Origin of the sequence: Clostridium sp. OM05-9 (assembly GCF_003481465.1) — a bacterium.
In the GTDB taxonomy this organism is placed as follows: domain Bacteria; phylum Bacillota; class Clostridia; order Lachnospirales; family Lachnospiraceae; genus Coprococcus; species Coprococcus ammoniilyticus.
The window spans coordinates 95,589-121,866 of sequence record NZ_QULF01000006.1 but is presented as its reverse complement, the minus strand read 5'-3'; the positions used below and the strand labels follow the sequence as shown (position 1 = coordinate 121,866).

Sequence of the window (26,278 nt, the reverse complement as noted above, 5' to 3'; positions counted from 1 at the left end):
TTTATGAATAGTCAGGTGTAATTATGCATAATAAACAGAAAATGGATGCTGCAAGAATAACCGGAACTGCCAGCGGTAGGGCATGGGACAATTCCGGTAGCATGCTTGTTATATTGGTGAAATGGTCACTGATCGCATTTCATATGTTCCCGCATCATTTTGAAATGAAAGGGAATGGTTGCTGTTAGCATCCACAGCCACAACCGCAGTCATTTCCATTGCCGCATCCACCACAGCAGCAAAGGAGAATCAGGATAATCCAGATGCAGTCACAGCCATTACTTCCGCCGCCACAGCCACAGTCATTTCCAAAACCATTTCCGCAGCAGGAGAAGAGAAGAAGAAGGATGATGATGCAAGAGCAGCTGCTGCCTCCACCAAAACCAAACATTCCATTTTTTCCACAACCGCACTGTGTTGCTGATAAATCACTCATGGTAAATACCTCCAATTTTCTTTATGCTATAGAGTATTCCGGGGAAAGACAAATGTGACAAAAATACAAAAACAATATACGAAAAAACCATAGATATGATATAATGATGAAAAATCGCTTGCTTGCAAGGGCGATTTTTCGAATGCATTGAGTGAGCTATGCTCACGAAATAATGAGCGAAAGAGAGCCAACATGCTCACGAAATAATGAACGCAAAAGCGCTTATAAAGGGGTAAAAACAGGAGGAGATAACAGTATGATTTATAAATGTGTAAACTGTGGTGGAAATGTTGTATTTGATCCACAAAGTGGACATATGAAATGTCTAAGCTGTGGCGGAAGTGACTGTGAGCAGAGTATACCGTCGGAGACACCGATGATCTGTCCGTCCTGCGGATCACAGATCACATATCGGAATGAATATGGTTCAGCAGGAAAATGTCCAGCCTGTGGTACATTTCTGATCAGAGATGACTTTGTGGTGTATCCGTATGGACCGGATATGATCCTGCCATTTAAGTTTTCAAAACGTCTTGCAGAAGAGAAACTAAAGGAAGAATTTGGAAAGAAGTTATTCCTGCCAGCGGACTTTTTATCGACAAAGACACTGGAAAAGCTTCGCGGAGTATATGTTCCATTCTGGATATATGATTTTGATTCCAATGTTGATTATACCGCAATAGGTACGAAGGTGCGGACATGGACATCCGGAGATACGAGATACACGGAGACATCTTATTTTGATGTATACCGGAAATTGCATATCAAATACAACGGAATTCCGGTTGATGCATCAGTCGAGATGCCGGATGGAATTATGGACCTGATGGAGCCTTATGGATATGATGCGCTGTTAAAGCATGATAATAAGTTCATGTCAGGCTTTGAGGCAGAGGTTTATAATTATACCCCAGATCAGTTATCCGGACGTGCGGTTAAAAAGATCAACGATACATCCATGGAGTGGGCAAAAAGTGAAGCCAGCGGATATCATTCGTTGTTGACTAAAAACATGAATGCCAATAATCAGTTGCTTGGAAATAAATTTGCTTTGATGCCGGTGTGGATTTATGAATACCGGTATCAAGGACAGAATTACATGTTTTATGTAAATGGTCAGACTGGAAAGTGTGTTGGAACTCCGCCAAGAAGTGTCAGCCGTGCAATCGGACTGACAGCAGCATTTGCTGCATCGGTTGCGGCTTGTGCCAGTGGAATTGCTATGCTTCTGGAGGTGTTGTAAATGAAAAAATTCAGGATAACAGTTCTTATATTATTTGCGATCGGTATTGTATTTATGATCATGGGACTGATCGTTTCAAACAGCAATCTGAAGCATGATGCACGGAGTAATACGGAATGCAGGACAGATCAGCGTGTGTTTGATTATGCAGATAAACTGACAGGCAATGAGGAACGGTCACTGGAAAAAAAGATTGCAAAATGGGAAGACAAAACAGGCATGGATATCGTTGTAATGACGATCGATAATGCACAGGCACAGAGTATGTTCGGTACTTATATGGACGATACTTATTATGAAGAATTTGAGGCAATCAAGACAGTTGCCAAGAGTTTCAGTGAGCAGGAACGCTTTGGTTGGGAAAACTGGGAATACAACCCACAAAGTAACCGGAGCACCAGCGATGGCTATGTACCAAGCGACAGCATCATTATAGCTGCAAATTATGAAGCTGGTGATGTATGGATGAGCACAACAGGAACAAGAGTCAGAGCAAGGATCAGTGATTCCAAAGCATCCAGCCTAACAGAGAAAGGTGGCAAGTACCTGAGAGAGGATGCAGAGAAGGGGTTTGCAACTATGATCCAGGGGGCGGTACAGTGTATGAAGAGCTCCAGTGGTGGCGGTCTGAAGATTCCCCCATTTTATATTGTGATTCTGGTGCTGATCTGTGGAGCTATATTCTTTATAACGAATATGTCAAAGAAGGCAGGCGAAACGACAACTAATCTGAATACATATGTAAATGGAAATGTGCAGGTACTGGACAGAAGGGATATATTTGTCCGCAAGGAAGTTACCAGTGTTAAGATCGAATCATCCAGCAGCGGCGGAGGCGGCAGCAGCGGTGGAGGAGGCGGCAGCCACGGTGGTGGCGGAAGCCATTTTTAAAACGAAATGCTAGAGAACAAGAAGTTAAATATATTATTATTAAAGAATACAGGAATGTCATTACTGCCTACGATCGTGATCATGTTGCTGATCGTTGGCGGTATGCGGCATTTTCATCTGTTGAATAATCTGGATTTTTATCATGTGGATGATCCGCAGCAATTAGGAGTCTTATATGACGCAGGCACCACTAATGTAGAAATGCGGTTTCAGAAGCTGACCTATATGGGATACGATTATGAGATAGATGGAGAACGGGTAGGCGGTTATTATTATGTCTGGGTAAATGGTAAATTTATGGTTGTTCTGCTTGACAGTGATGAGACGATCATCTGTGATTATCTGGTGCAGGGACAGTTGAAGAAGGATCCTGCGGCATATAACTATATATTGTCAGAATGTGCGGAGAGTGTAGGAATCGAACAGCAGCAGTTAGAGACTATCACATACGATTATCTGATCAGTGAGGTGGATTATCCAAAGACATTTTATATGATCGTAAAGGCAGCGTTGATCATTGCATTTGCAGTGATTATATTATCGATCATTGAGGGAATTGTATACTGGTTTTATCCATGGAAGCATCCACAGATCCGTCAGATGAAAGGATATCGTGACAAGAAGCTGTTAACAGGAGATATTAACCGTCAGTTGCATGATGCACTGGTATATGAAACAGGAAATTGTTATGTGACCAGAAAATATCTGGTAATCTGGACACCATTCCGGACGGATATCATTGTGCTGCGGGATATCGATGTGGTTTCCCGGCATAAGGAAACAAAGAAAATACTGCCATGGATGCCGCTGCGGGATGTGTACAAGCTGATCATTTCAAATTCAAATGGTGCAATATTTGAGCATGATTTTCATGATGAGAAGATCCTGGATACAATATTGCCATATATACAAAAGAAAAAACGGGACAGATAGGATAACACAGTGGAGTGTTACTGGGTCTGCCCCGTTTTTTAATAGCTATACTGCAAAGCAATCATTTGGTGATGTGCTTATACATCCAGTTTGTCCTGTTCTTCGATCACATCGAGATCCTCTGATACATCAGATAAGCCTTCATTTTCATAAAGGATCGGGCTTTCAGTTTCTTCTGTAACAGTGGCTACTTCTTCAGTGGAATGTTCTGTTTCCTTCGGTTTGGCATCATCTGCCGAAATGTCAGAGGTGTTTTCTGACTGCTGATCGATTGTTCCTTCCACAGGAGCATCATCTAAAGAGAAATAATCACGTTCCGGTTCTTCCTTTGCAGGCATTTTTTCTTTGATCGTATTTTTTACTTTCTCTACCTTGTCATCCATATCCAATGACTGGTATACAGTAGAATTTTTAATCTTATCCCGGAATACATAGCAAACACCGCCGATCGCAGCGATCGTAGCAGCGGCTTTGAATAATTTACCTTTTCCCATAATACATAATCTCCTTTATATATGATGTAAAGTCGTTATAAATAACGTTTCCATAATTTTAATATGTATACACGGAAAAAGCAAGAAAACAATGATAAACAAAAAGGGAATGCAGGCAGATTTCACGAACTTTTAACATTTGCCTGATAAGATGAAGTATGCTATAGTTTTGAAAGATATATGATCGTATATTGATCAGTGTGAGGATTTTCCTGGAAGAGGATCGAAAGGACATATATGAAGATAAAATTAAGAACAAATAAAAATAGCAGAGATCAGAGGGGGAAGAAAGATGGGTCGATTTGAGACAGAGTTAGAAGATTTAAAAAAGAGACAGAAGAAGCTGGAACATAGTTATTCCAATATTGGGACAATCCGGTTCCTGATGTTCCTTGTGATGCTGGGCGGACTGATCGTCGGACTATATGATTCCAATATACCGTTTCTTGCAGTAGGTATCGTGGCTGTCGTTATTTTTGTACTGCTGGTGTTCCGGCATGGTAAGCTGAATGAGGAACTGGAATATACGAAAGCAAAGGTGATCGTATATGAGCGGTATATGAAACGTTATGATGATAGTTGGAAGGAGTTCGCAGAAGATGGCTCCGAGTATCTGACCGATGATGATCTTGTAGCAAAGGATCTGGATATTATGGGAAAGAATTCCATCTATCAGTTTATCTGTGTGGCAGGAACAGAGGATGGCAGGCAGATGCTTGCTGAAACGTTAAGACAGCCTGAATTTGCGGCAGAGGACAGAACGAAACGTCAGATCGCGATACAGGAGCTTGCAGAGAAGCATGACTTCTCCATGGATTTTGAGACATTGTGTGTGAAGTCAGAAACCGGAAAGAAGAAAAAATATTCATCCGATGAATTTGTTGCCTATTGTACCAGTGATGATCATATACCGGAGATTTTCCAAGTGCTTCGTTTTCTGCTTCCGTTGATAACGATCGTGCTTCTAATTCTGGGTATTATGGGAAAAGTCAATCTGGGATATTCCCTGATCTCCTTTTTTGGAGTTTTGCTGTTTGCATGGATCACATCAGGTGTTGCAGGACAGGCGGTTATGCCGATGATCTCATTTGGATATGTGATCAATGACTATATCCGGATGTTTGAACTGGTCTCCGGTGAAACATTTGATTCAGAGTTGTTGAATGATATCAAGAATACAATCTCTACAGATTCCGGAGCACTGAATGCTGTAAAGAAGCTGGAGCGTATCAGCGCAGCATTCAATATCCGTTATAATCCAATCGTACATCAGGTATTATGTGGATTGTTTTTATGGGATTTTCATCTTGGAATTATGATGGATAAGTGGAGAGACCAGTATGGCAGTCAGGTGAAGGACTGGATCCATGCGATTTCAAGAATGGAGGAATTGTTATCCTTTGCAGTACTTGCCCGTACCAGAGAGGTGTCCTATCCGGAGGTGACAAGACATGAGAAAGTAGAAGTATCAGCAGAAAATCTGCGTCACCCGTTGATCAATCCGTCGAAGGTAGTTCCAAATGATGCAGCCTTTAAAGGGGGAGCTACGATCATTACCGGTTCTAACATGTCCGGCAAGACAACATTTTTACGAACCCTTGGCATCAACCTGATCCTTGCATATGCCGGAGCTCCGGTATGCGCAGAGAAAATGCATGCAGATTACATGAAGATATTTACATCCATGCGTGTGACGGATGATGTCAGTAATGGTATATCAACCTTTTATGCAGAGATACTCCGGATCAAGTCGATGGTTGAATATAAGAAGAATGAAATGCCGATGTTATGTCTGATCGATGAGATATTTAAAGGTACAAATTCGGCAGACCGTATTGTAGGAGCAACCCAGGTGATCCGAAAGCTGTCGGATGATCATTCCATGACACTTGTATCTACGCACGATTTTGAACTGTGTGAGCTGAAGAGTGAGAGCGGGGCGCCGGCAGCAAATTATCATTTTGAGGAGTACTATGAAGGTGATCAGTTAAAGTTTGATTATAAGAAGAAGGATGGCAGATGTACAACGACAAATGCGATGGCAATCCTTCATATGGCAGGACTTGATTAGTAAATACTGACAAAACGATTTTCAATTCATAGGATTTGTATTTTCAGCAATTATGCACAATGACGATTTGTAGAAATTACCAAAAACTGATTGAAGAGTAAAATGTTTTGTGATATAGTTATAAATATGAAGGAAATTTTATCGAAAGCATACAAAGAATAGACAAAAAAGGAGGAATAGAATATGCTACCAGCTAACATTGCATCAGACAATGATAATAATGTTCTATCCATAGCAGCATCCAATAACAAAGGATTACTGATCAGATTTTTGAACGAGCAGGTTGAGGACGGTTTTTATGCACTTGTTATTGATTATCTGAAAGACAGTAATTTTGATTTATCATCCATGATGGTTGATGATGAAGTAAAGGCTCAGTGTACAAAGTTATATGAGCTTGCTGAATTCGTTGATTTTAATATTAAGGCAACCGGACGTTATGAGATTGAAGAGTGGATAGAGCCATTATTCAAATTTATTTATGGTGATATTGATCCATCAGACATCGATGCGCCTATCAGTGCAACTGGTATTTACAGATACAGCATTTGGCTGATCTATCTGTATCAGACAGAGAAGTTCCCGGAGGCTATGCGGCTGATCGGTGAGCGTATCGCACCATTACTTATCAATGTAAGTTATCAGATCTTAGAGGATGACGACAGACCAAAGAACTTTGATAAGGCAGTGATGGGATATCTGGATCTGATCAATGTTGTAATGGAGATGGGACTCCCACTTTCATCAGCAAAATCAGATGCATACATCAACAATCTGGAAGTTCTCTTTGACTATGTAGTGGAAGATCCACATGTTGGAAATGATTATAAGATTCAGTTCAGCATTGGTTTGTTTAATGCATATATCAATGACAAGAATTATGGAAAAGCATTTGAATTCTACGGATTAAATGCAGAATACATTCCAATTGACAATCTTGCGGTATATGAGAATTTCAAGGAGCTGATTCGTAACTGTAACAGTGCACAGAGTACAAGTGTACTGTCCAGAAGCGTTGTATCTGCTATCTCCAAGCAGGAGATTTACAACAAGAGGATCGATACTCTTCTTGCTGAGGTTTCAGGATTTATCAAGAAGGTATACAAATATATCGAGGATGAACCGGAGATGAAGAAGAATCTTCAGACACTTGGAACCGGTTCCCAGTTGAATGGCAAGACAAATATCTTTGAAGGTCTGTATGAATATAACCTTGTATTCTACGAATGTGGTATCAAGGCAATCGTAAATCAGGATATGTCAACACGTTCATGGGAAGAAAAGTATGAGATGCTTGAACTTCTCTATACAACATTAAATGTTGTATTTGACGGATACAATGTATATGAGATTTCAAATAAAATCGAGCATCAGTACATTGAATTAACATGGATCAATAATTATGTAAATGCAAATCCAAATCTTCTGAAGCAGTTCTTCAGTGTAAAGGAAAAGATCAAGGCATTTAAGGTTCGTAAGAATTCAATCCTTGAGAAGAGCAAGACCAACTACGAGATCAAGAAGATGATCGACGACAGACAGAAGCACCTGTTATTTATGGCTGCTGAAGATATGATCGTTAATGGACTTGGCGGTGGTAAGCTGCAGATCATCAGCTCAGGATATGATTTGAATACGGCAAAGAAGTATTTACAGGAAACTTATGCAAAGATTGTATTGCCTGCAAAGTACGGTCAGGAGACACAGACATCCGGTGGTGGTTTCTTCGGAAAGAACAAAGGCTCAGCGGCTGATGCAGATCTTGCAAGATTACTGCGTGATGCATCTGTAGAAGAAATGTTGTGTAAGTCTGAATGGTTATGGAATCAGCATAATGATAAGGGCCTTGAGAAGCCAACTGCAGAAGAAGCAACTTATGCTGTTGCATGTCTTGTAAAAGTAATTCACAGAATGCTTGACAAGAAGGGAACTTCAAAGGCTGCAAGCTCTCCGAATAAGAAGGTAATCATTACCAAGACAGGTAAGGTTATCGAGTTATCTGATGAATCAGGTCAGGCACCTGTAAAGCAGCAGGAGTCCGGTGTGATTGAAGCAATTGATAACATCGTAGTTCTTCTGAAAGACAAGTCGGAAGAAAATGTAAAATATGTAAAGGCGTATATCGAAGATCTGTTAAATGCACTGATGAAGACAAAGTGGGACAAAGATACCATGCTGTCACAGTTTGATGCAGAAGAGCTTCGTGCAAAATCCTTCCAGGTAATCAAACGTCTGAATATGGATATGTTAGTTTAGTATAAAAGCTTAGACAATAAGAGCAAATAAAAAGAGGTATACATTCCAGATGAAAAACTTAGATCTGAAATGTATACCTCTTTATTGTTAGAAAAATGAGAACTGATACTATTATTATGGAACAAGCCTGCCTGATTTACCGTACAATCTGATGTTTTTTCAGGTAGGAATGCAAAATCCATTTTTCAGGGATCCGCTTCAGGACAATCTGGATCTCTTCTTTTTTGTCGATGGGCATCACTAACAGTGAAGTGATACCGGTGTTATTTGCGCCCCAGAGATCTGTAAACAACTGATCGCCGACAAAGAGGGTATTTGCTGTATCAGTACCAAGAAGCTGCATGGCCTTCTGGTAACCGGTGCGTTTTGGCTTTCCGGCTTTATAGATGTACTTTACATCCAAAGGCTTGTTGAATTCCGCAACTCTGGGCTCTTTGTTATTGGATACCAGACAGATACCAAATCCGATCGCTTTTAACTTCTGGATAAGTCTGATTGCTTCTTCTGTTGCCGGAGCATTATGGGGAACAAGGGTATTGTCGATGTCAAATAAGATGCCGCGATAGCCCTTTTTATAATATTCGGCAAAATCAATGACATAGGTTGATGTATAATATTCTGATGGATAAAATTTCTGAAACATGTTAAACTCCAATAGTATAAGATAGTAAAATTATAAATAGTGTAAAACGGATTTGTCAAGAAATATACAGGAAGTATATAAGAAACAGATAATTGTCAGATAGGAAATACGAGGTTAGACAGTATGCAGGAAACATATATGAGGAGAGCCATTGAATTGGCAAAAAAAGGAATCGGAGCGGTAAATCCGAATCCGCTGGTTGGAGCAGTGATCGTAAAGAATGGGCGGATTATTGGTGAGGGATATCACAGAAGATACGGAGAGCTTCATGCGGAGAGGGATGCATTTGCACATCTGACAGAGGACGCAGCGGGCGCGGAAATGTATGTGACGCTGGAGCCCTGCTGCCACTATGGCAAACAGCCTCCGTGCGTGAATGCGATCATCGAGCATAAGATCAGCAGAGTCTATGTCGGATCAGATGACCCGAATGCGCTTGTATCTGGAAAGGGATATCAGATACTACGGGATGCAGGAATTGAAGTTATCACACATGTATTAAAAGAAGAATGTGACAGCCTGAATCCGGTATTTTTCCATTATATTGTAAATAAGACACCATATGTCGTAATGAAATATGCAATGACTATGGATGGGAAGATTGCAACATACAGTGGAAAGAGTAAATGGATCACCGGCGAAGAAGCAAGAGCCCATGTAATGGAGCAGAGAAATGCACTTACAGGTATCATGGTCGGAAGCGAGACGGTGATAAAAGATGATCCGTCGCTTACCTGCAGGATAGAGGGAGGAAGAAATCCGGTTCGAATTATCTGCGACAGCAGACTTCGGATTTCAATGGATTCCCAGATCGTTAGAACAGCATCGAAAGTACCGACGATTCTTGCAACCATACAGTCAGAGGATCAGGCAGATAAGAAGCAGAAGCTGATCGGGGCAGGTGTTGAGATCATCGAGACGGAGAGTGTGGATGGTCATGTGGATCTGCAGGAACTGATGAAACAGCTCGGAGCAAGAAATATAGACGGAATTCTGCTTGAAGGTGGAGGCACTTTAAATGAAAGTGCATTAAAAGCAGGCATTGTAAAAGAGGTCGATGTCTATATAGCACCGAAGATTTTTGGTGGAAGTGCAGGCTATACGCCGGTCGGTGGTGTGGGAGTAGAATCACCGGCAGAATCCTATCCGTTTGAGCTTGGTTCCATTCAGAGGTTTGGAGCAGATATTATGCTTCAGTATTTTCAGATAACAGCTTGACAAACATAACAAACTGTGCCAATATAACCATGTTGAAGTCTTCAGGGCGGGGCTCATTTCCCCACCGGCGGTATACATAGTAATCTATGTGAGCCCGCGAGCCGTAAGGCATGATTTGGTGAGAATCCAAAGCCGACAGTAAAGTCTGGATGAAAGAAGAATGCAGAGAGAATTTCAATAGCAAATTGAAATTAAAACATGAATACGGACATGATGGAATGTGTAGTTGAATGTTTTACAATATGCTGTTGTATGAAAAAATATTAAAGAAATCTGCGACAACATTTCATAACAAACAACCCGCCGGAGACATAGTTCTCTGGCTTTTTTTATGTTAAGTTATATAGGAACTTAACATGTTAAAAGAAGTAATTCAGCGAGTAAGTTGTTAATTAATTAGGTTGACAGTTTTTTTGTAAATAGTCAGTTTGTTACTCCATTGATCTTGTGTAGTAAACCTTTTTTCATGTCGGTCCTTAACGAACTGCAAAGGGCAGTGAGTTTAGTACCGTTACATGAAAATAGAGCGCAAGCGTTTTACGGAACAAGAGTCAATGGGGTGACGAAATGACTGTTTGCAAAAAAACGTCCCCGAAAAGGAGGCAGTCATGTTCACAGGCATTGTGGAAGAGACAGGCACGATTAAGAAGATAGAAAAAGGCACATCATCCTGTCGCCTGACCGTAGAGGCAGATAAGGTTCTGCAGGGAAGCGAGATCGGTGACAGCATAGCTGTCAATGGGGTATGCCTGACGATCACAGGAATGTCGGGGCATTTGTTTACGGCAGATGTGATGGCAGAGACGATAAGAAGAAGCAATCTCGGAACCTTAAGCTCCGGCAGCAGGGTAAATCTGGAACGGGCGATGGCGGCAGATGGAAGATTTGGTGGACATATCGTATCCGGACATATCGACGGAACCGGGGTGATCACAGAGTACACTAGAGAAGAAAATGCAATCTGGGTGACAATAACATGTGATAAAAAGCTATTAAAGTATATCATCGAGAAGGGATCGATTACGATCGATGGAATCAGCCTGACGGTTGCTTATGTCGATGATCGCTGCTTCAAGGTTTCGATCATCCCACATACGGCGGAGGAGACAACGCTGATCCGCAGGCAGACCGGAGCAGTGGTCAATCTGGAAAACGATGTGATTGGCAAATATGTAGATAAACTGCTCCATTTTAAAGACAAAGAAGAACCGGATGCAGGGAAAAAAGTAGATATGAATTTTCTGGCAGAAAATGGATTCTTATAAAATAAATGTTCCTATGGAGGTAAAGACAGATGGAATTAAACAGTATAGAAGAAGTATTAGTAGATCTGGCAGCCGGTAAGGTGGTCGTTATGCTCGATAACGAAGACAGAGAGAACGAAGGAGATGTCATTTGCGCATCTGAATTCGCGACCACGGAGAATGTGAACTTTATGGCAAAATATGCAAGAGGTCTGATCTGTATGCCGATGGATGATTCTTATGTGGAGAAATTAAATCTTCCGCAGATGTGCATCACAAATACAGATAATCATTGTACTGCATTTACAGTTTCTGTTGATCATGTAAGCACTACAACCGGAATCTCAGCGTATGAGCGTGGCATTACAGCCAGAAAGTTCGTAGAAGAAGCTGCAAAGCCGGAGGATTTCCGCAGACCGGGTCATATGTTCCCATTACGCGCTGTTCCGGGCGGGGTGATTGAACGAGGCGGACATACAGAGGCAACGGTTGATCTGTGCAGACTTGCAGGCTTGAAGCCATGTGGTCTGTGCTGTGAGATCATGAAGGATGATGGTACAATGGCAAGAAAAGATGATCTGCTTGCATTTGCCAAGGAGCATAACCTGAAGATCTCCACGATCGAAAAGTTAGTTCAGTATCGTAAGGAACATGAAGTATTTGTAGAATGTGTAGCAAAGGCAAAGATGCCAACCAGATATGGGGAGTTCACGATCTATGGATATATCAATAAATTAAATGGCGAGCATCATGTGGCACTGGTAAAGGGTGATATCACGGATGGCGAGCCGGTATTATGCAGAGTTCATTCCGAATGTCTGACCGGAGATGCACTTGGTTCAGCCCGTTGTGACTGTGGCCAGCAGTATGATGCAGCAATGAAGATGATCGCAAAGGAAGGCAGAGGCGTGCTTCTGTACATGAGACAGGAAGGACGTGGGATCGGTCTGATCAATAAGATCAAAGCATATCAGTTACAGGATCAGGGTTTAGATACCGTAGAGGCAAATCTGAAGCTTGGCTTCCCTGAAGATGCAAGAGATTACACGATTGGAACACAGATCTTAGTAGACCTTGGTGTCAGAAAGATGAGACTGCTTACGAACAATCCATTAAAGGTATATGGTTTGTCAGGATACAATCTTGAGATTGTGGAACGAGTACCGATCCAGATGCAGCCGGGCAAATTTGATGCATTTTATCTGAAGACAAAGAAAGAAAAGATGGGTCATATACTTGATCTGTAAAGCCATATGGACTGGGAATTATATGCATAATGATTTAGTGGTAACAGAGAATAAGCAATTGTAAATATTGAGATCGAATCAATAACAGGAGGATAATAAAATGAAGAAGATTGAAGGAATGATCGTAGCAAATGGTGCCAAGATCGGTATTGTAGCAGCAAGATTTAATGAATTTATCGTATCAAAACTGGTAAGCGGTGCAGAGGATGCATTATTACGTCACAGCGTAAATCCGGATGACATATCTGTTGCATGGGTCCCGGGAGCATTTGAGATTCCGGTTGTAGCCAAGAAGATGGCGATGTCAGGAAAATATGATGCAGTGATCTGCCTTGGAGCAGTTATCCGTGGAGCAACCAGTCATTATGATTATGTATGTAATGAAGTATCCAAGGGAATCGCATCTGTTTCACTTGAATCCGGTATTCCTGTTATGTTCGGTGTTGTAACAACAGAGAATATTGAGCAGGCAATCGAGCGTGCCGGAACAAAGGCAGGTAACAAGGGTTACGATTGTGCAATGGGCGCACTTGAGATGATTGACCTGATGAAGCAGTTATAAAAATTGCATAGTATAAACGAAGGTTCAGGGTTTTATGATGCAAAGGTCATAGAACCCTGAATGTATTCATACTGCGTGGAGCGTTTTTGTTCTTATGCGATAATAAACGGAGGAAATAGATATGAATAAGACAAGAAAGATTCTCTTTTTTGATATCGACGGAACTCTGATCACGGATGATGGAAAACGGTATTTTCCGGACAGTGCAAAAGAGGCAATACAAAAGGCAAGAGAGAACGGGCACCTGGCATTTATCAATACGGGAAGAGTATTCTGCAATGTGACAGAAGAGATCAGAAGCGCAGGCTTTGATGGCTTTGTCTGCGGCTGTGGAACGCATATTGTTTATAATGGAGAGACATTGTTTCATCATGATACACCATATGTGGTCTGTGCAGGCGTTGTTCAGAAATGTAAGGAATATAGAATGGATGCCGTATTTGAACACGCGGACAAGGTATTTACCAGCTCTGCTTTTTCCGATAATGAGCATTTAAAAGAACTGATCAGTTATTTTAAAGCGACCAGCACCTATATGGAGAATGATGATCCGGCAAATGATCATATCTTTGATAAATTTTGTGCATGGTATGATGCTGACACTCCGTATCTGGAAGAGTTTAAGACATATCTGGAAAAAGATTATATGTATATCCAGAGAGAGGGAAATTTTTGTGAGGTCGTACCAAAGGGATATACGAAGGCAACCGGTATCCGGTATCTGCTTGATTATTTTGACCTGCCATTAGAAAATGCCTATGCGTTTGGAGACGGAAGTAATGATGAACCGATGTTGGCATATGTGCCAAATAGTATTATAATGAAAAAAGGTCCGGAGTATCTGAAGAAGAAAGTCCGTCTTGTAGCGGATGATGTCAGAGAAGACGGAATCTATAAAGCTATGAAAAAAATGGAGATTATCTAATGGACGAAGAATATTCAAAAGTAACGATGGTCGATCAGTTAGCCATCGCAGTATCCAGCCCGAAAAATTATAAGCATCTGACGAAGTTAAAAGCGAGCAAGACGGCAGGATTTATGATTCTGATTGCTTTTATCCTGACCTTTATCGAGTTTGGAATCGGTGTCATTACCTTTATCATGCATGTGGGAGGGTTAAATAACCTGATCACGAATAAGGTTCCGCAGTTTGTGATCGAGGATGGTAAGCTTACGGCAGAATCAGAGATGTCACTGGATATTGGAAATGCAACGATATATATGAATACGGATTATGACAGAATTACACTTGATGATATCAAGACAAATGGCGTGTATATTGCATTTGGCAAAGAGAATGTAGTTATGGGAATGATAAACGGCGGACAGACGTATGAATATTCAACGATGGATCTCGACAAATTATTCTATGATGGGTTTAACAATGATCAGCTTGCATCCGCAGTGCCGGCGTTCTATGTGGCTATTGTCATTATGTACATTGTAATGATGTTCGGAAGTGTAATAAAGATGATCTTCCTTGCACTTGTATTTTCGATCGTTGCACGGACACTTGCGAAAGGTCTTCATACAGGGCTGTCCTATGGAAATGTATTCCGGGTATGTCTTTACGGACTGACTTTACCGATGCTGTTGACATCCGTGAATACCTGTCTGGACTTCCTGATTCCATCATCGATCATGTTTGTGATCACTCTGATCCTGGCATTTTCCATGATAAACAGAGGTATCGCAAGTCATGTGGGAACAACAGCACCACCGGAGGATTGGTTATAAAGGGCGATATAAAAGGAGGCTTTTATGGAGATCGAAAGAAAATATCTGATAAAAGAGATACCGTTTTCACTGGAAGCGTATCCATATAAGAAACTGGAGCAGGGGTATATCTCGACCAGCCCCGTCATCCGTATCCGAAAGGCAGATGAACAATATATTCTTACAGTAAAGTCAAGCGGATTACTGGAACGACAGGAATTCGAGCTTCCGATGAATGAGACGGATTATAAACGGTTGCTTGGTAAGGTTGATGGAAATCTGGTGACGAAACGTCGGTATATCATCCCGCTTACGGATACAGAGGGAACAACCGGCGATAAGGAAAAAGATGCAGGACTTAAGATTGAACTGGATGTCTTTGAGGGGCTGTATCAGGGGCTGATCTATGCAGAAGTCGAATTTGAGACAAAGGAAGATGCAGATAATTTCGCAGCACCGGCTTGGTTTACCAGAGATGTATCTATGGATGGAGCGTATCATAACAGCGCATTAAGCAGTATGAATGAAGAACAGAGACTTGCATTTATGGCAAGAGTTTTCGGACATTAAGAATGGAGGCAGAAGCATGAAAGTCAGAATGTTATTTGAAACAGGATATGAAGAAGTAGAAGCATTGACCGTTGTAGATCTGTTAAGACGTGCAAAGGTTGACTGCCTTATGGTGGCAGCAGACGATCAGGATACGGTTACAGGTTCACATGGAATCACAGTAAAGATGGATGAGAAAATCAGTGAACTTGCAGATGATGCAGATATGATCGTACTTCCGGGTGGTATGCCCGGTGTGACGAATCTGATCGCAAATGAGAAGGTAAGGAATCTTGTATGCGGACAGTATGAAGCAGGAAGATATGTTGCAGCAATCTGTGCAGCACCTACTGCTTTTGGAGCATTTGGCATCTTAAAGGATAAGAAGGCTACCTGCTATCCGGGAATGGAGGCGGGACTTCATTGTGCGGAAGTATTATATGACAGTGTAGTAACAGACGGTAAGGTAATTACAAGCCGAGGTATGGGAACAGCTATTGATTTTGGTCTGAAGCTGGTTGAGATCCTGACAGATCAGGATACATCAGAGAAGCTGGCAGCAGCTATTGTTTACAAATAAGAATTATGGAATTTAAAGTTTCGGTCAGGCATATGGTAGAATTTATATACAGATGCGGCGATATTACAAGCAGCAGTAATGGGACTCTGTCAAAGGAAGCAATGAATGCAGGAAGTAAGATGCATCGGAAGCTTCAGAAAATGGCAGGGTCTTATTATGATGCAGAAGTTCCTTTAAAGATCACGATGAAGAAAGGAATTCATGATCTGGATGTTACGGTAGAGGGCAGAGCAGATGGGATCATAGATCTGAGAGGTGAAAAGAACCGAAGCAGGAAGAAGAAGGAAATTGAGCGGCAGGTGATTCGGGTAGAGGGTAGATATTGGAGCCGGCTGCTGCTCAAAAAAACGGAGAGTCTGGATCTGGAAGTCGGTGAAGACTTCATGGAACAAAATTCTGCCGGAACAATCGGTCAGATGCAGGAAATGAATGAGCCTGCGGATGTTACGATCGACGAGATCAAAGGTGTATACAGAAAACTTGCTGATATCGAAGTGCCGGAAACAGTTCATGTAGCACAGGCAATGTGCTATGCCTATATTTATGCAAAAGAGCAGTCTTTGGATCGGATCAATGTACAGATCACATATGTGAATCTGGAAAGTGAAGAAGTAAAACATTTTTTTTATGTGTTTTCTTGTTCATTTCTTGAGAAATGGTTTCATGATACAGTGGATGAGATGATGAAATGGGTTGATCATGCTGTATCACATGCAAGAAGCAGAGATGCGTCAATTACAGAATTGGAATTTCCATATGAATATCGGAAAGGACAAAAGCAGATGGCTGCCTGTGTGTATAAGGCGATTGAAGGGGAGCGCAGATTGTTTGTGCAGGCTCCAACCGGAATCGGGAAAACGATGGCAGCGATGTTTCCTTCCGTTAAGGCATTTGCAACCGGGCTGGTATCGAAAATCTTTTATCTGACCGCAAAGACGATCGCCGGAACCGTGCCGGATCAGGCACTTACATTGCTGCGGGAACGTGGAGTGAAGTTTTCTTCCGTTATGTTGACTGCCAAAGAGAAGATATGTCTGAATGAGACGATGGAATGTGATGCAGAGCACTGCCCTTATGCGAAAGGACATTTTGACCGGGTTAATGATGCATTATTTGAATTGATCACTCAGGAGGAAAAAATGGATCGGGAGATCATCCGGGCTTATGCGGAAAGGTATCAGGTCTGTCCTTTTGAGCTGGGACTGGATGCAAGCCTGTTTGCAGATGCTATTATTGGAGATTATAACTATGTGTTTGATCCGAGAGTGAATCTGAAGCGGTTCTTTTCACAGACAGCATATGATACAGGACGGTATGTATTTCTGGTAGATGAAGCACACAATCTGGTGGACCGGGCATCGTCCATGTACAGTGCCACGCTGTATAAAGAAGATTTCCTTGCTGTAAAGAGGCTGGTAATGCCGTACAGCAAAAAACTGGCACGGAGTCTGGAATCCTGCAACCGGGAGCTCCTGGAATTGAAGAAAAAATGTCCGGAGCATGGATATCAGATTTTAAATGATATTGGGGTTCTATATCTGAAGCTGCTGCATCTTCATACGACGATGGAGGCTTTTTTAGAAGATTACAAACAGATCCCGGAACGTAAGGAGATACTGGAGTTTTATTTTGCACTTACGACATTTTTAAATATTGCGGATCTGATCGATGACAGCTATGTGATCTATGATGAGCTTAAGTCGGATGGCAGATTTATGGTTCGGTTATATTGCGTCCATCCGGCGAATAATCTGAAGCTTTGCCTGGATAAGGGTGTATCGACTGTTTTCTTTTCGGCAACGATCCTGCCGGTAAAATATTACATGGAGATGCTGTCCGATACGGTGACCGATCAGGCTATCTATATTCCTTCTCCGTTTGATCCGGAGAAACGACAGATCATGGTTGGTGTGGATGTATCTACGAAATATACCAGACGGTCTGTAAAGGAGTATAAGCGCGTGGCTGAATATATCAGGCAGTTGTTTAACGCACATTCCGGAAATTATATGGTGTTTCTGCCATCCTATAAGATGCTTCAGGAGGTCTATGAGCAGATGATAGAGGGTGATTGTTCTGGCATGGAACTGCTCTGTCAGGAACAGAACATGAAGGAGGCAGACCGGGAAGCATTTTTGGATCATTTTTCAGCGAAAAGAAATGTGGTTGCCTTTTGTATCATGGGCGGGATCTTCTCTGAGGGGATTGATCTGACCGGAGAACGGCTGATCGGATCGGTTGTAGTAGGTCCGGGACTTCCGCAGGTGTGCAATGAGAGAAAGATCATGATGGACTATTTTAATGCCAGAAAGAGTATGGAGGCATATGCTGGCTCATCGGTTGATGGTTTTAAATATGCATACCTGTATCCGGGCATTAATAAAGTATTTCAGTCAGCCGGACGCGTGATCCGGACAGAAGCGGATGCCGGAGTGATCCTGTTGCTAGATGAACGATTTGGAACCGGGGAATATAATTCGTTATTTCCGGTGGAGTGGCAGGATGCGGTCTTTGGAAATTTTGATCAGATTTCGCAGAGCATAGAACAGTTCTGGTCGAATCTTAATCTTTCCTGAAAACGGGAATATATATACAAGAATACTGGAAATTCGCATATACATGTGATAGAATGGACGCAGGCATTTTTTACAGCCTGCATGCAGTGCATGCTTTTATATAAAATTATGAAACTGTTCTGGAAAGGCAGATAGGGGAAAAATGAAAAATATTACAGTAAAAGATATTGTGAAAGCAACAGGAGGTTTCCTGCTTTGCGGCGATGAAGATACACCGATCACAGGCCTGTGTATTGATTCCAGAAAAGCACAGCCGGGAGATTTGTTTATTCCTCTGTTGGGTAATAAAGTTGATGGACATCGTTTTATTGAATCCGCTATGGAGAAAGCGTCTGCAACTCTGACATCGGAGCATGATAATGTTGTTATTTCAGAGAAGCCGTTTATCCGTGTTGATGACACGATGAAAGCACTTCAGGCAATTGGAATGGATATCCGTGACCGGTATGATATTCCGTATATTGGAGTGACAGGAAGTGTAGGAAAGACAACGACCAGAGAGATGATTGCAGCGGCTGTCAGCACAGCAAAACGCTGTTTTCAGACAAATGGAAATGAAAATTCACAGATCGGTGTACCGATGACACTTTCCAGAATGACAGATGGATATGATGCTGCGGTGATCGAGATGGGGATCAGTGAACCTGGTCAGATGGAGATATTGTCTGAGATTGTAAAGCCATCGATCTGTGTGGTGACGATTATCGGTGTTGCACATATTGAATTTATGAAAACCCAGGAGAATATCAGAAAAGAGAAGCTGTCTATTATCAATCATATGAATAAGGACGGCCTGTTGCTGTTAAATGGAGATGATCCATTACTGCGTGAGATAAAAGCGGATATGCCATGTCGGACACTTACTTTTGGTATAGATGAAATTTGTGATTTTCAGGGATCCAATGTAAAATGTGGAGAGCAGGGCATGGAATTTGATTGTACTCATAATGGTGAGACCGTTCATGTTACCATGGATATCCTCGGAAAACATAACGTGAGAAATGCACTGGCAGGTATTGCAGTTGCATATCAGATGGGAATTCCGATAACAATTTCAGCAAAAGCCTTTGAACATTTTGAAGGACAGAGACAGAGACTCATCCATATGGAGAATCGATATACGATCCTCGATGATACCTATAATGCAAGCCCGGATTCCATGAAGGCAAGCATTGATGTGCTTTGTGATATGGACTGCGAGGGAAAAAAGATCGCAGTACTGGGAGATATGTTTGAGCTGGGAGCTGACAGTGCCAGCTATCACTATCAGATCGGAGAATACCTGCGGGACAAGAAGATCGATGAGGTTGTGGTAATCGGAAAGGAAGCTTTGGAGATTAAAAAGGCACTGGATGTCTGCGACACAAAGTATGCAAAAACATTTTCATTTATGGATAATGAAGAAGTGGCACTTTATCTGATGGCTATTATGAGACCAGAGGATGTTGTTTTGATCAAGGGATCACACGGCATGAAAATGGACGAAATTGTCAAAATTCTTACGAATTAATTATGCAAATTATACAAAACAACCATATAAACTACCAAATTTCATAAAATTTGGTAGTTTTGTTTGTCTAAAATGACTTTGATTTTCATGAAAAAAAACACTCTGTGGTACAAAACGGAGAAAAAACAGTACTTGTATTGAAAAAAAAAGGAAAATGGAGTAATATCAATTCTAGCTTGAATAAAGAATACATACATGAATTGTTACATAAGTAAAGTGATAGAAATTAGTTTTAAAACGGAGGGTGTTAATCATGGCTACTAAGAAGACTGAAGATGCAAAAAAGGTTGTTGCAAAAAAGGCAACAGTAGAAAGCGTTGTTGCTAAAGCTGAAGCTGTAAAGAAAGCTGAAGCTGCTAAAGAAGTAAAAGCAGCAGTAAAGGCTGAGCCAGTAAAGGCAGAAGTAAAAGAAGAGAAAAAGCCAGCAGCTAAAAAGCCGGCAGCAAAGAAGCCAGCAGCTAAGACAACAGAGACAGTTTTTGTTGAATATAACAATGGACAGATCAATGTTTCTGACATTGTAGCAAAAGCAAAAGAAGCACTTGGCAATAAGGCAGTTAAGGAATTGAACGTATATTACCAGCCAGAAACAGGTATGGTATACTATACAGCTGATGGAGAATCAGGTTCTTACAGTCTTTAATCTATAAATAGTTGGAAGGGCAGCGTTCTTAACATAAGAATGCTGCTTTTTCTGTATAATTAGAAAGGAAGAAGTGAAATATGAAGATTGGTTTTATTGGCTGTGGCAATATGGCAACAGCGATCATAAAGGGAATTATCAGAAAACAGATCATAGATGCAGAGAATATCATAGCATCTGCAAAGACGAAAGCGACACTTGACAGAGTTCAGAAAGAGCTTGGAGTAAAGGTATCAACCGATAATCTGGAGGTAACAGAAAACAGTGATATTCTGGTTCTGGCGGTAAAACCACAGTATTATCCGGAGGTGATCGCTCAGATAAAGGACGTAGTCCGTAAAGAGCAGATTGTGATCAGTATAGCACCGGGAAAAACATTAGACTGGTTACAGGAACAGTTTGGAGGAGGTGTGAGGCTTGTCCGGACAATGCCAAATACACCGGCACTGGTTGGTGAGGGTATGACAGGAGCATGTCGGAATGAATATGTTACCGATGAAGATTATGCAACAGTTCTTCGGATCCTTGGAAGCTTTGGTGAAGTAGAGACAATACCGGAAAATCTGATGGATGTATGTGTATCGGTCAGCGGAAGTTCTCCGGCATATATTTATATATTGATCGAAGCTATGGCAGATGGAGCGGTGGCAGATGGTATGCCAAGAGCACAGGCATATAAATTTGCAGCACAGTCCGTGCTTGGAAGTGCAAAGATGGTACTTGAAACGGGAAAACATCCGGGTGAATTAAAGGATCAGGTCTGCTCACCTGGCGGAACAACGATGGAAGCTGTCCGCGTCTTAGAAGAAAAAGGCTTCCGTTCCTCCGTGATTGAAGCAATGAAAGCCTGTGTCCGTAAAGCCCGCGGGTTATAATAATTGACTACAAACAAATCCGTTGTACTATGCCACACTGTTATGAAGCAAACCTTGTCCGAGGCCGGTACTTAAGTTGCGTCTTTTGCAGCTTTATGTACCGCTGCACGAGGACTAGAACGAAAGTGTTTTGCGTAATAACAGGTGTGGTATAGCACAGCGGATTTATTTGTATGACAGGTAGATGTTATAAGGCGGTGTCACCGTGTTCGCCGGTACGGATACGGATGACATCGGCAACATCATAGACGAAGATCTTGCCGTCACCGACTTTTCCGGTTGATATCTTTTCACATACCTTAAAGATGATGTTATCGGCAACATCATCCTTGACGATGGTTTCAATCTTGATCTTCGGAATCAGGTTGACCACATATTCACTTCCACGGTATGTTGTTTTATAACCCTTCTGATTACCATATCCCATAATATTTGATACAGTAGCACCGGTGGATCCGCATTCGTCCAGAATGGCTTTTACATCATCCAGTTTTTCAGAACGGACAATAATTGATAATTTCTTCATGTATAACCCTCCATTCTATACATATATAACTAAAGATATGATACCATATTCTCGGTTTCATTTCTACAAGTGGAACAGAATGGGAGATTTTGTATATTATCTGAAGAAAGAACAGGAAAACAGGGAGGAATGAGAGTAGCTGTACTTAATTTAATTAATCGGGGGTGGCAATAAGAAAATTATTTAGAAAAATTTAACCGTTTTACCAGAAATAATACTGTTTTCATATGGGTGGAATCTGTGGTATCATGTAGCAGAGTTATATCATTTAATATAGATAGCTGTTTTAGACAGGAAACAAAAGTATGGAGGATGAAAATGTCTGATTATAGAAATGATGATGAAAATAAAGAACTGACCAGTCAGACGGTGGCTGATGATCATAAAACAGAAGATAAGCATGAGGATGAATACGAGAAATATTGCTATCTCTGCAGAAGACCGGAAAGTGTTGCCGGAAAGCTGATCGATATGCCGGGCAATATACATATCTGTGCAGACTGTATGCAGAAGACCTTTGATAATCTGAATCAGGGCGGATTTGGTGGAATGCAGTTCCTGGATCTCTCCAATCTTTCCAATATGGGAAATATTGATATGAGCAGACTGATGGGAATGAATGATATACCGGATAAACAGAAGGTGAAGAAGAAAGCGGCAAAGCCGAGAAAAAAAGAGCAGGAAATGACACTTGCAACGATCCCTGCACCGCATAAGATCAAAGCAATGTTAGATGAATATGTGATCGGTCAGGAATATGCCAAGAAGGTAATGTCTGTTGCAGTATATAACCATTATAAGCGTGTACTGACAGATTCCATGGATGATATCGAGATTGAGAAATCCAATATGCTGATGGTAGGGCCGACAGGCTGTGGTAAGACTTATATTGTAAAAACGATCGCAAAGCTGTTGAATGTACCGCTTGCGATCACAGATGCGACCACACTTACGGAAGCCGGTTATATCGGTGATGACGTAGAAAGCGTATTGTCAAAGCTGTTGGCAGCCGCTGATAATGATGTTGAAAAAGCAGAAAAGGGAATCGTATTTATCGATGAGATCGATAAGATAGCAAAGAAGCAGAACAGCAACAGCCGTGATGTGAGTGGAGAATCCGTTCAGCAGGGCTTGTTAAAGCTGTTGGAGGGCGCAGATGTTGAGGTTCCGGTTGGTTCCGGAAGCAAGAATGCAATGGTTCCTATGACAACGGTCAATACAAAGAATATTTTATTTATTTGTGGCGGGGCATTCCCGGCAATCGAAGATATCATTAAAGCAAGATTGAATAAACAGTCCTCGATCGGTTTCCGCGCAGATCTGAAGGACAAATACGACAAGGATCCGAATATCTTAAAGAAGGTGACCAACGAGGATCTCAGGGAATTCGGTATGATACCGGAATTTCTTGGAAGACTGCCTGTCTTATTCACATTGGATGCGTTAGATAAGGATATGTATATCAAGATCTTAAAGGAACCGAAGAATGCAATCCTGAAACAGTATAAGAAGCTGCTGGCACTGGATGAGGTAGACCTTCAGTTTGATGATTCTGCATATGAAGCAATCGCAGAAAAAGCACTTGAAAAGAATACAGGAGCAAGAGCGCTTCGGGCGATCATTGAGGAATTCATGCTGGATATCATGTATCAGATCCCAAGAGATGATAGCATTGGCAGGGTGATCATAACCGGAGATTATGTAAATGGCAAGGGCAATCCGATCATCGAGCTTCGTGGTGTAGAGCCGATGCAGATCGAGGCCTGTGCGACAAAACAATCATAATAATTGATGCAATAAGAAAAAATACTGTAATTAATAAGGTTTAAAGATTGTATACAGAAAATATACGGTCTTTAAGCCTTTATTATATTGGCTCATAATTTTTAGATCGTGAGATGGTATTGCAGAGCAGAAATGGAACATTACCGGAATTTTTGAATGTGTTGTATTGCAGCGGCACCAGTATGTAAATGGTTATCTCTGGGTAAGATAAAAGAAAAATACAGATGTATTGCAGAAAGATAATCAGGGACTCTTCCGATGCTGATACCGCAGTCTTGTATCAAGGTAGTCCTTGATGGTCGCAGAATCCTGTGATACTATGAAAAAAAGCGAAAAGGAGCAGGGCATGTTTAAAAAGAGATTATTACGAACCTGTAAAAATGTAATGGCTGCAGCTATCTGCATTTCTCTTGCGGTTGGATTATCTGCCTGTGGGGAGACACAGGGAGAGCGCAGACATCTGAATGACAAAAACGATACAACTGAAAATACAGAGAGGGCGCAGGAGTCTTTCTCCGAGGATGCGCTGAAGAAGCAGCAGGAATTTGAACAGTATCTGGATGATTATTTTAAGGATGTTGTTACGGACGACACGTTGACGTATAATTATACGATCAAGGATGGTACGGATTACGGTCTGGAAGAACCGGAGGTCACACTGGGAGACCCGGGAATGACAGCAGAGGAGATCGGACAGGATAAGGAAGAGTTTGAAGGCTGGGTAAAGAAGCTGGATGCTATTGACCGTTCCTGCCTGACAGAGGATCAGAAGCTGACCTATGATGTGCTGGATGAGTATTTTGAAGTGTCTGCGGGAATTTTTGATAATGTATATCTGTATGAGCCGTTTTCCCCGATGCGTGGACTTCAGGCCAATATTGCAACGAATTTCACAGATTACCGATTTGATGATAAGGGAGATGTGGAACGTTATATTGAACTGCTTGGTCAGATTCCGGATTATTTTGCAGAGTATCTGGATTTTGAACAGGAAAAGTCAGAAAAAGGTTATTTTATGAGTGATGCAGTCTGCGATAAAGTCATCAGTCAGTGCAAGGATTTTGTTGCAGATAAAGAAAATCATTTTATGGTAACAACATTTAATGATAATATTGACGCACTTGATTTTCTGACGGATGAGGAAAAGGCAGAATACAAGGAGGCTAATAAGCAGGCAGTTGAGAATTCCCTGCTTCCGGCATTTGAGAATGTTGCAGAGGTGCTTTCCGGTCTGAAGGGAACCGGAACCAATGATGGTGGTATCTGCAACTATGATGGTGGCAAGGAATATTATGAATATCTGCTGAAAAATTTTGCAGGAACAGCCAAATCGCCGGAAGAGGTAATCGATATGCTGGATACAGAGCTTCAAAAACTCATGGTATCGTTATATCAGTATTATTTGGGAAATCAGGCGGCATATGAATATTTTGCTGCCAATTATGATTCAATATTTGCGGAAACCGATCAGATGACAGCTTCGGAAATGGTCGATAAAATGATGGAAACGGCATCAGAGCATTATCCGGATGCAGGAACGATAAACTATAAGGCAGAGGCGCTGGATAAGAACCTCGAAACGATCATGGATGATGTACTGGCTTATTATATGGCGCCGGCAATCGATGATCCGGATAATAATCTGATCCGGGTGAATGGTCTGCATACGGATGGCATGTGGACGACACTGGCACATGAGGGATATCCGGGTCATATGCTGCAAAATGCTTATTATATGTCAACGGATCCAGAGCCGGTCCGGACTTTGATGAACTTCTTAGGATATAAAGAAGGCTGGGCGATGTATGCATGTTATGATTCTTTATATTACTATGAGTATGAGGAACCGGAATATGGAGACACCATTGCAGCCCTTTACCAGTTGAATGATGAGATGAGTTATCTTATGATGGGAAGAGTGGATCTGGGAATCAATTATGAGGGATGGACGTTGCAGGATACAGCCGATTATCTGACAAAGAATGGAATGGATGGCAGTGCTGCACAGGAGCTGTACACGACAATGGTCGGAGATCCGGCAGTATATCAGAGTTATTCGACCGGATATTATGAAATGAAAGAACTGCGGGATTATGCAGAAGAGAAAATGGGAGATGACTTTGACCTGAAAACATTTAACACGATTATTCTGGAAACAGGTCCATGTCAGTTTGATATACTGAAGGAACAAGTGGATAAGAAGCTGCAGGGGCCGATCATATAACAGGTGCAAAAAAAGGTATAGAAAGAAATCAGACGGAATAGACTGTATACGAAAAG

At 41.6% G+C, this 26,278-nt stretch carries 24 protein-coding genes and 1 riboswitch; of the genes, 20 read left to right on the top strand and 4 right to left on the bottom strand.

From position 1 onward, the window contains the following. Nucleotides 1-23: 23 nt before the first annotated feature. Entirely contained in the window at nt 24-188 is a 165-nt protein-coding gene (locus DXB77_RS13045; protein WP_182439480.1) for a hypothetical protein, read from the top strand. On the opposite strand, the gene DXB77_RS10975 is transcribed toward DXB77_RS13045, so the two are convergent. Beyond that, nucleotides 185-436, bottom strand: a complete 252-nt coding sequence (locus DXB77_RS10975; RefSeq protein ID WP_117785440.1) for a chorion class high-cysteine HCB protein 13 — start codon at nt 434-436, stop codon at nt 185-187. The genes DXB77_RS13045 and DXB77_RS10975 overlap by 4 nt on opposite strands. 256 nt (nt 437-692) lie before the next feature. On the opposite strand from DXB77_RS10975, the gene DXB77_RS10970 reads away from it, so the two are divergent. From DXB77_RS10970 to DXB77_RS10960, 3 genes are read left to right on the top strand one after another with little or no spacing between them, the layout of a single operon-like run. Beyond that, nucleotides 693-1,679, top strand: coding sequence for a hypothetical protein (locus DXB77_RS10970; protein ID WP_117807379.1), 987 nt, complete (start codon nt 693-695; stop codon nt 1,677-1,679). Continuing rightward, nucleotides 1,680-2,570 carry a TPM domain-containing protein gene (locus tag DXB77_RS10965; RefSeq protein ID WP_117807380.1) on the top strand — a complete coding sequence of 297 codons (891 nt, stop codon included), beginning with the start codon at nt 1,680-1,682 and terminating at the stop codon, nt 2,568-2,570. A gap of 54 nt (nt 2,571-2,624) precedes the next feature. After that, on the top strand, nt 2,625-3,503 hold the full coding sequence (locus tag DXB77_RS10960) for a hypothetical protein (protein WP_147353820.1): 879 nt from the start codon (nt 2,625-2,627) through the stop codon (nt 3,501-3,503). A 77-nt stretch (nt 3,504-3,580) separates the two neighbouring features. Here the strand turns inward: DXB77_RS10960 and DXB77_RS10955 are convergent, their stop codons facing one another. Then, entirely contained in the window at nt 3,581-3,997 is a 417-nt protein-coding gene (locus DXB77_RS10955; protein WP_118663218.1) for a hypothetical protein, read from the bottom strand. A 292-nt stretch (nt 3,998-4,289) separates the two neighbouring features. Between DXB77_RS10955 and DXB77_RS10950 the strand changes: the two genes are divergently transcribed. Both DXB77_RS10950 and DXB77_RS10945 read left to right on the top strand, forming a co-directional pair. Further along, nucleotides 4,290-6,068 carry a DNA mismatch repair protein MutS gene (locus DXB77_RS10950; RefSeq protein ID WP_118663217.1) on the top strand — a complete coding sequence of 593 codons (1,779 nt, stop codon included), beginning with the start codon at nt 4,290-4,292 and terminating at the stop codon, nt 6,066-6,068. Between the two features lie 183 nt (nt 6,069-6,251). After that, on the top strand, nt 6,252-8,324 hold the full coding sequence (locus tag DXB77_RS10945; protein WP_117807383.1) for a hypothetical protein: 2,073 nt from the start codon (nt 6,252-6,254) through the stop codon (nt 8,322-8,324). Between the two features lie 136 nt (nt 8,325-8,460). Here the strand turns inward: DXB77_RS10945 and DXB77_RS10940 are convergent, their stop codons facing one another. Next, nucleotides 8,461-8,967 carry a YqeG family HAD IIIA-type phosphatase gene (locus tag DXB77_RS10940; RefSeq protein WP_118663216.1) on the bottom strand — a complete coding sequence of 169 codons (507 nt, stop codon included), beginning with the start codon at nt 8,965-8,967 and terminating at the stop codon, nt 8,461-8,463. 123 nt (nt 8,968-9,090) lie between these two features. Here DXB77_RS10940 and ribD point away from each other — a divergent pair, with 123 nt between their 5' ends. The 12 genes from ribD (at nt 9,091) to proC (ending at nt 21,687) form a co-directional block, all read left to right on the top strand. Next, nucleotides 9,091-10,185, top strand: coding sequence for a bifunctional diaminohydroxyphosphoribosylaminopyrimidine deaminase/5-amino-6-(5-phosphoribosylamino)uracil reductase RibD (gene ribD, locus DXB77_RS10935; RefSeq protein WP_117821920.1), 1,095 nt, complete (start codon nt 9,091-9,093; stop codon nt 10,183-10,185). A gap of 33 nt (nt 10,186-10,218) precedes the next feature. Beyond that, nucleotides 10,219-10,350, top strand: a riboswitch (FMN riboswitch). A 443-nt stretch (nt 10,351-10,793) separates the two neighbouring features. Next, nucleotides 10,794-11,450 carry a riboflavin synthase gene (locus tag DXB77_RS10930; RefSeq protein ID WP_118663215.1) on the top strand — a complete coding sequence of 219 codons (657 nt, stop codon included), beginning with the start codon at nt 10,794-10,796 and terminating at the stop codon, nt 11,448-11,450. A gap of 29 nt (nt 11,451-11,479) precedes the next feature. Beyond that, a complete protein-coding gene (locus DXB77_RS10925; RefSeq protein WP_117821918.1) occupies nt 11,480-12,676 on the top strand; it encodes a bifunctional 3,4-dihydroxy-2-butanone-4-phosphate synthase/GTP cyclohydrolase II in 1,197 nt (398 codons plus the stop codon). 100 nt (nt 12,677-12,776) lie between these two features. Next, nucleotides 12,777-13,238 carry a 6,7-dimethyl-8-ribityllumazine synthase gene (ribE, locus tag DXB77_RS10920; RefSeq protein ID WP_008402941.1) on the top strand — a complete coding sequence of 154 codons (462 nt, stop codon included), beginning with the start codon at nt 12,777-12,779 and terminating at the stop codon, nt 13,236-13,238. A 121-nt stretch (nt 13,239-13,359) separates the two neighbouring features. Further along, nucleotides 13,360-14,163 carry an HAD family hydrolase gene (locus DXB77_RS10915; protein WP_117821917.1) on the top strand — a complete coding sequence of 268 codons (804 nt, stop codon included), beginning with the start codon at nt 13,360-13,362 and terminating at the stop codon, nt 14,161-14,163. Further along, nucleotides 14,163-14,975 carry a DUF1189 domain-containing protein gene (locus DXB77_RS10910; protein ID WP_117821916.1) on the top strand — a complete coding sequence of 271 codons (813 nt, stop codon included), beginning with the start codon at nt 14,163-14,165 and terminating at the stop codon, nt 14,973-14,975. The genes DXB77_RS10915 and DXB77_RS10910 overlap by 1 nt, the downstream gene beginning before the upstream one ends. A 24-nt stretch (nt 14,976-14,999) precedes the next feature. Continuing rightward, nucleotides 15,000-15,524, top strand: a complete 525-nt coding sequence (locus tag DXB77_RS10905) for a CYTH domain-containing protein (protein ID WP_117821915.1) — start codon at nt 15,000-15,002, stop codon at nt 15,522-15,524. Nucleotides 15,525-15,540: 16 nt separating this feature from the next. Continuing rightward, nucleotides 15,541-16,083: a DJ-1 family glyoxalase III gene (locus tag DXB77_RS10900; protein ID WP_117821914.1), complete on the top strand. Its 543-nt coding sequence runs from the start codon at nt 15,541-15,543 to the stop codon at nt 16,081-16,083. Nucleotides 16,084-16,115: 32 nt separating this feature from the next. After that, the gene (locus tag DXB77_RS10895; RefSeq protein ID WP_243100178.1) at nt 16,116-18,659 is read left to right on the top strand and encodes an ATP-dependent DNA helicase; all 2,544 of its coding nucleotides are present in this window, start codon (nt 16,116-16,118) and stop codon (nt 18,657-18,659) included. A gap of 142 nt (nt 18,660-18,801) precedes the next feature. Next, nucleotides 18,802-20,169 (top strand): UDP-N-acetylmuramoyl-tripeptide--D-alanyl-D-alanine ligase, encoded by a 1,368-nt coding sequence (gene murF, locus DXB77_RS10890; protein ID WP_117821912.1) that lies wholly within the window; start codon nt 18,802-18,804, stop codon nt 20,167-20,169. 253 nt (nt 20,170-20,422) lie between these two features. Beyond that, complete coding sequence (locus DXB77_RS10885; RefSeq protein ID WP_117807390.1) at nt 20,423-20,812, top strand: DUF6465 family protein; 390 nt, start codon at nt 20,423-20,425, stop codon at nt 20,810-20,812. 80 nt (nt 20,813-20,892) lie between these two features. After that, nucleotides 20,893-21,687 (top strand): pyrroline-5-carboxylate reductase, encoded by a 795-nt coding sequence (gene proC, locus DXB77_RS10880; protein WP_118663213.1) that lies wholly within the window; start codon nt 20,893-20,895, stop codon nt 21,685-21,687. Nucleotides 21,688-21,874: 187 nt separating this feature from the next. Here the strand turns inward: proC and DXB77_RS10875 are convergent, their stop codons facing one another. Continuing rightward, nucleotides 21,875-22,213: a P-II family nitrogen regulator gene (locus DXB77_RS10875; protein ID WP_008402931.1), complete on the bottom strand. Its 339-nt coding sequence runs from the start codon at nt 22,211-22,213 to the stop codon at nt 21,875-21,877. A 318-nt stretch (nt 22,214-22,531) separates the two neighbouring features. Between DXB77_RS10875 and clpX the strand changes: the two genes are divergently transcribed. After that, nucleotides 22,532-23,998, top strand: coding sequence for an ATP-dependent Clp protease ATP-binding subunit ClpX (gene clpX, locus DXB77_RS10870; RefSeq protein ID WP_118484536.1), 1,467 nt, complete (start codon nt 22,532-22,534; stop codon nt 23,996-23,998). 346 nt (nt 23,999-24,344) lie between these two features. Further along, nucleotides 24,345-26,222: a DUF885 domain-containing protein gene (locus DXB77_RS10865; RefSeq protein WP_118663411.1), complete on the top strand. Its 1,878-nt coding sequence runs from the start codon at nt 24,345-24,347 to the stop codon at nt 26,220-26,222. The last annotated feature ends 56 nt before the right edge of the window (nt 26,223-26,278 follow it).

What these genes read in the sequence shown, in the direction of transcription:
- DXB77_RS13045 (WP_182439480.1), top strand. Translation starts at nt 24, where the DNA reads ATGCATAATAAACAGAAAATGGATGCTGCAAGAATAACCGGAACTGCC.
- DXB77_RS10975 (WP_117785440.1), bottom strand. Translation starts at nt 436, where the DNA reads ATGAGTGATTTATCAGCAACACAGTGCGGTTGTGGAAAAAATGGAATG.
- DXB77_RS10970 (WP_117807379.1), top strand. Translation starts at nt 693, where the DNA reads ATGATTTATAAATGTGTAAACTGTGGTGGAAATGTTGTATTTGATCCA.
- DXB77_RS10965 (WP_117807380.1), top strand. Translation starts at nt 1,680, where the DNA reads ATGAAAAAATTCAGGATAACAGTTCTTATATTATTTGCGATCGGTATT.
- DXB77_RS10960 (WP_147353820.1), top strand. Translation starts at nt 2,625, where the DNA reads ATGTCATTACTGCCTACGATCGTGATCATGTTGCTGATCGTTGGCGGT.
- DXB77_RS10955 (WP_118663218.1), bottom strand. Translation starts at nt 3,997, where the DNA reads ATGGGAAAAGGTAAATTATTCAAAGCCGCTGCTACGATCGCTGCGATC.
- DXB77_RS10950 (WP_118663217.1), top strand. Translation starts at nt 4,290, where the DNA reads ATGGGTCGATTTGAGACAGAGTTAGAAGATTTAAAAAAGAGACAGAAG.
- DXB77_RS10945 (WP_117807383.1), top strand. Translation starts at nt 6,252, where the DNA reads ATGCTACCAGCTAACATTGCATCAGACAATGATAATAATGTTCTATCC.
- DXB77_RS10940 (WP_118663216.1), bottom strand. Translation starts at nt 8,967, where the DNA reads ATGTTTCAGAAATTTTATCCATCAGAATATTATACATCAACCTATGTC.
- ribD (WP_117821920.1), top strand. Translation starts at nt 9,091, where the DNA reads ATGCAGGAAACATATATGAGGAGAGCCATTGAATTGGCAAAAAAAGGA.
- DXB77_RS10930 (WP_118663215.1), top strand. Translation starts at nt 10,794, where the DNA reads ATGTTCACAGGCATTGTGGAAGAGACAGGCACGATTAAGAAGATAGAA.
- DXB77_RS10925 (WP_117821918.1), top strand. Translation starts at nt 11,480, where the DNA reads ATGGAATTAAACAGTATAGAAGAAGTATTAGTAGATCTGGCAGCCGGT.
- ribE (WP_008402941.1), top strand. Translation starts at nt 12,777, where the DNA reads ATGAAGAAGATTGAAGGAATGATCGTAGCAAATGGTGCCAAGATCGGT.
- DXB77_RS10915 (WP_117821917.1), top strand. Translation starts at nt 13,360, where the DNA reads ATGAATAAGACAAGAAAGATTCTCTTTTTTGATATCGACGGAACTCTG.
- DXB77_RS10910 (WP_117821916.1), top strand. Translation starts at nt 14,163, where the DNA reads ATGGACGAAGAATATTCAAAAGTAACGATGGTCGATCAGTTAGCCATC.
- DXB77_RS10905 (WP_117821915.1), top strand. Translation starts at nt 15,000, where the DNA reads ATGGAGATCGAAAGAAAATATCTGATAAAAGAGATACCGTTTTCACTG.
- DXB77_RS10900 (WP_117821914.1), top strand. Translation starts at nt 15,541, where the DNA reads ATGAAAGTCAGAATGTTATTTGAAACAGGATATGAAGAAGTAGAAGCA.
- DXB77_RS10895 (WP_243100178.1), top strand. Translation starts at nt 16,116, where the DNA reads ATGGTAGAATTTATATACAGATGCGGCGATATTACAAGCAGCAGTAAT.
- murF (WP_117821912.1), top strand. Translation starts at nt 18,802, where the DNA reads ATGAAAAATATTACAGTAAAAGATATTGTGAAAGCAACAGGAGGTTTC.
- DXB77_RS10885 (WP_117807390.1), top strand. Translation starts at nt 20,423, where the DNA reads ATGGCTACTAAGAAGACTGAAGATGCAAAAAAGGTTGTTGCAAAAAAG.
- proC (WP_118663213.1), top strand. Translation starts at nt 20,893, where the DNA reads ATGAAGATTGGTTTTATTGGCTGTGGCAATATGGCAACAGCGATCATA.
- DXB77_RS10875 (WP_008402931.1), bottom strand. Translation starts at nt 22,213, where the DNA reads ATGAAGAAATTATCAATTATTGTCCGTTCTGAAAAACTGGATGATGTA.
- clpX (WP_118484536.1), top strand. Translation starts at nt 22,532, where the DNA reads ATGTCTGATTATAGAAATGATGATGAAAATAAAGAACTGACCAGTCAG.
- DXB77_RS10865 (WP_118663411.1), top strand. Translation starts at nt 24,345, where the DNA reads ATGTTTAAAAAGAGATTATTACGAACCTGTAAAAATGTAATGGCTGCA.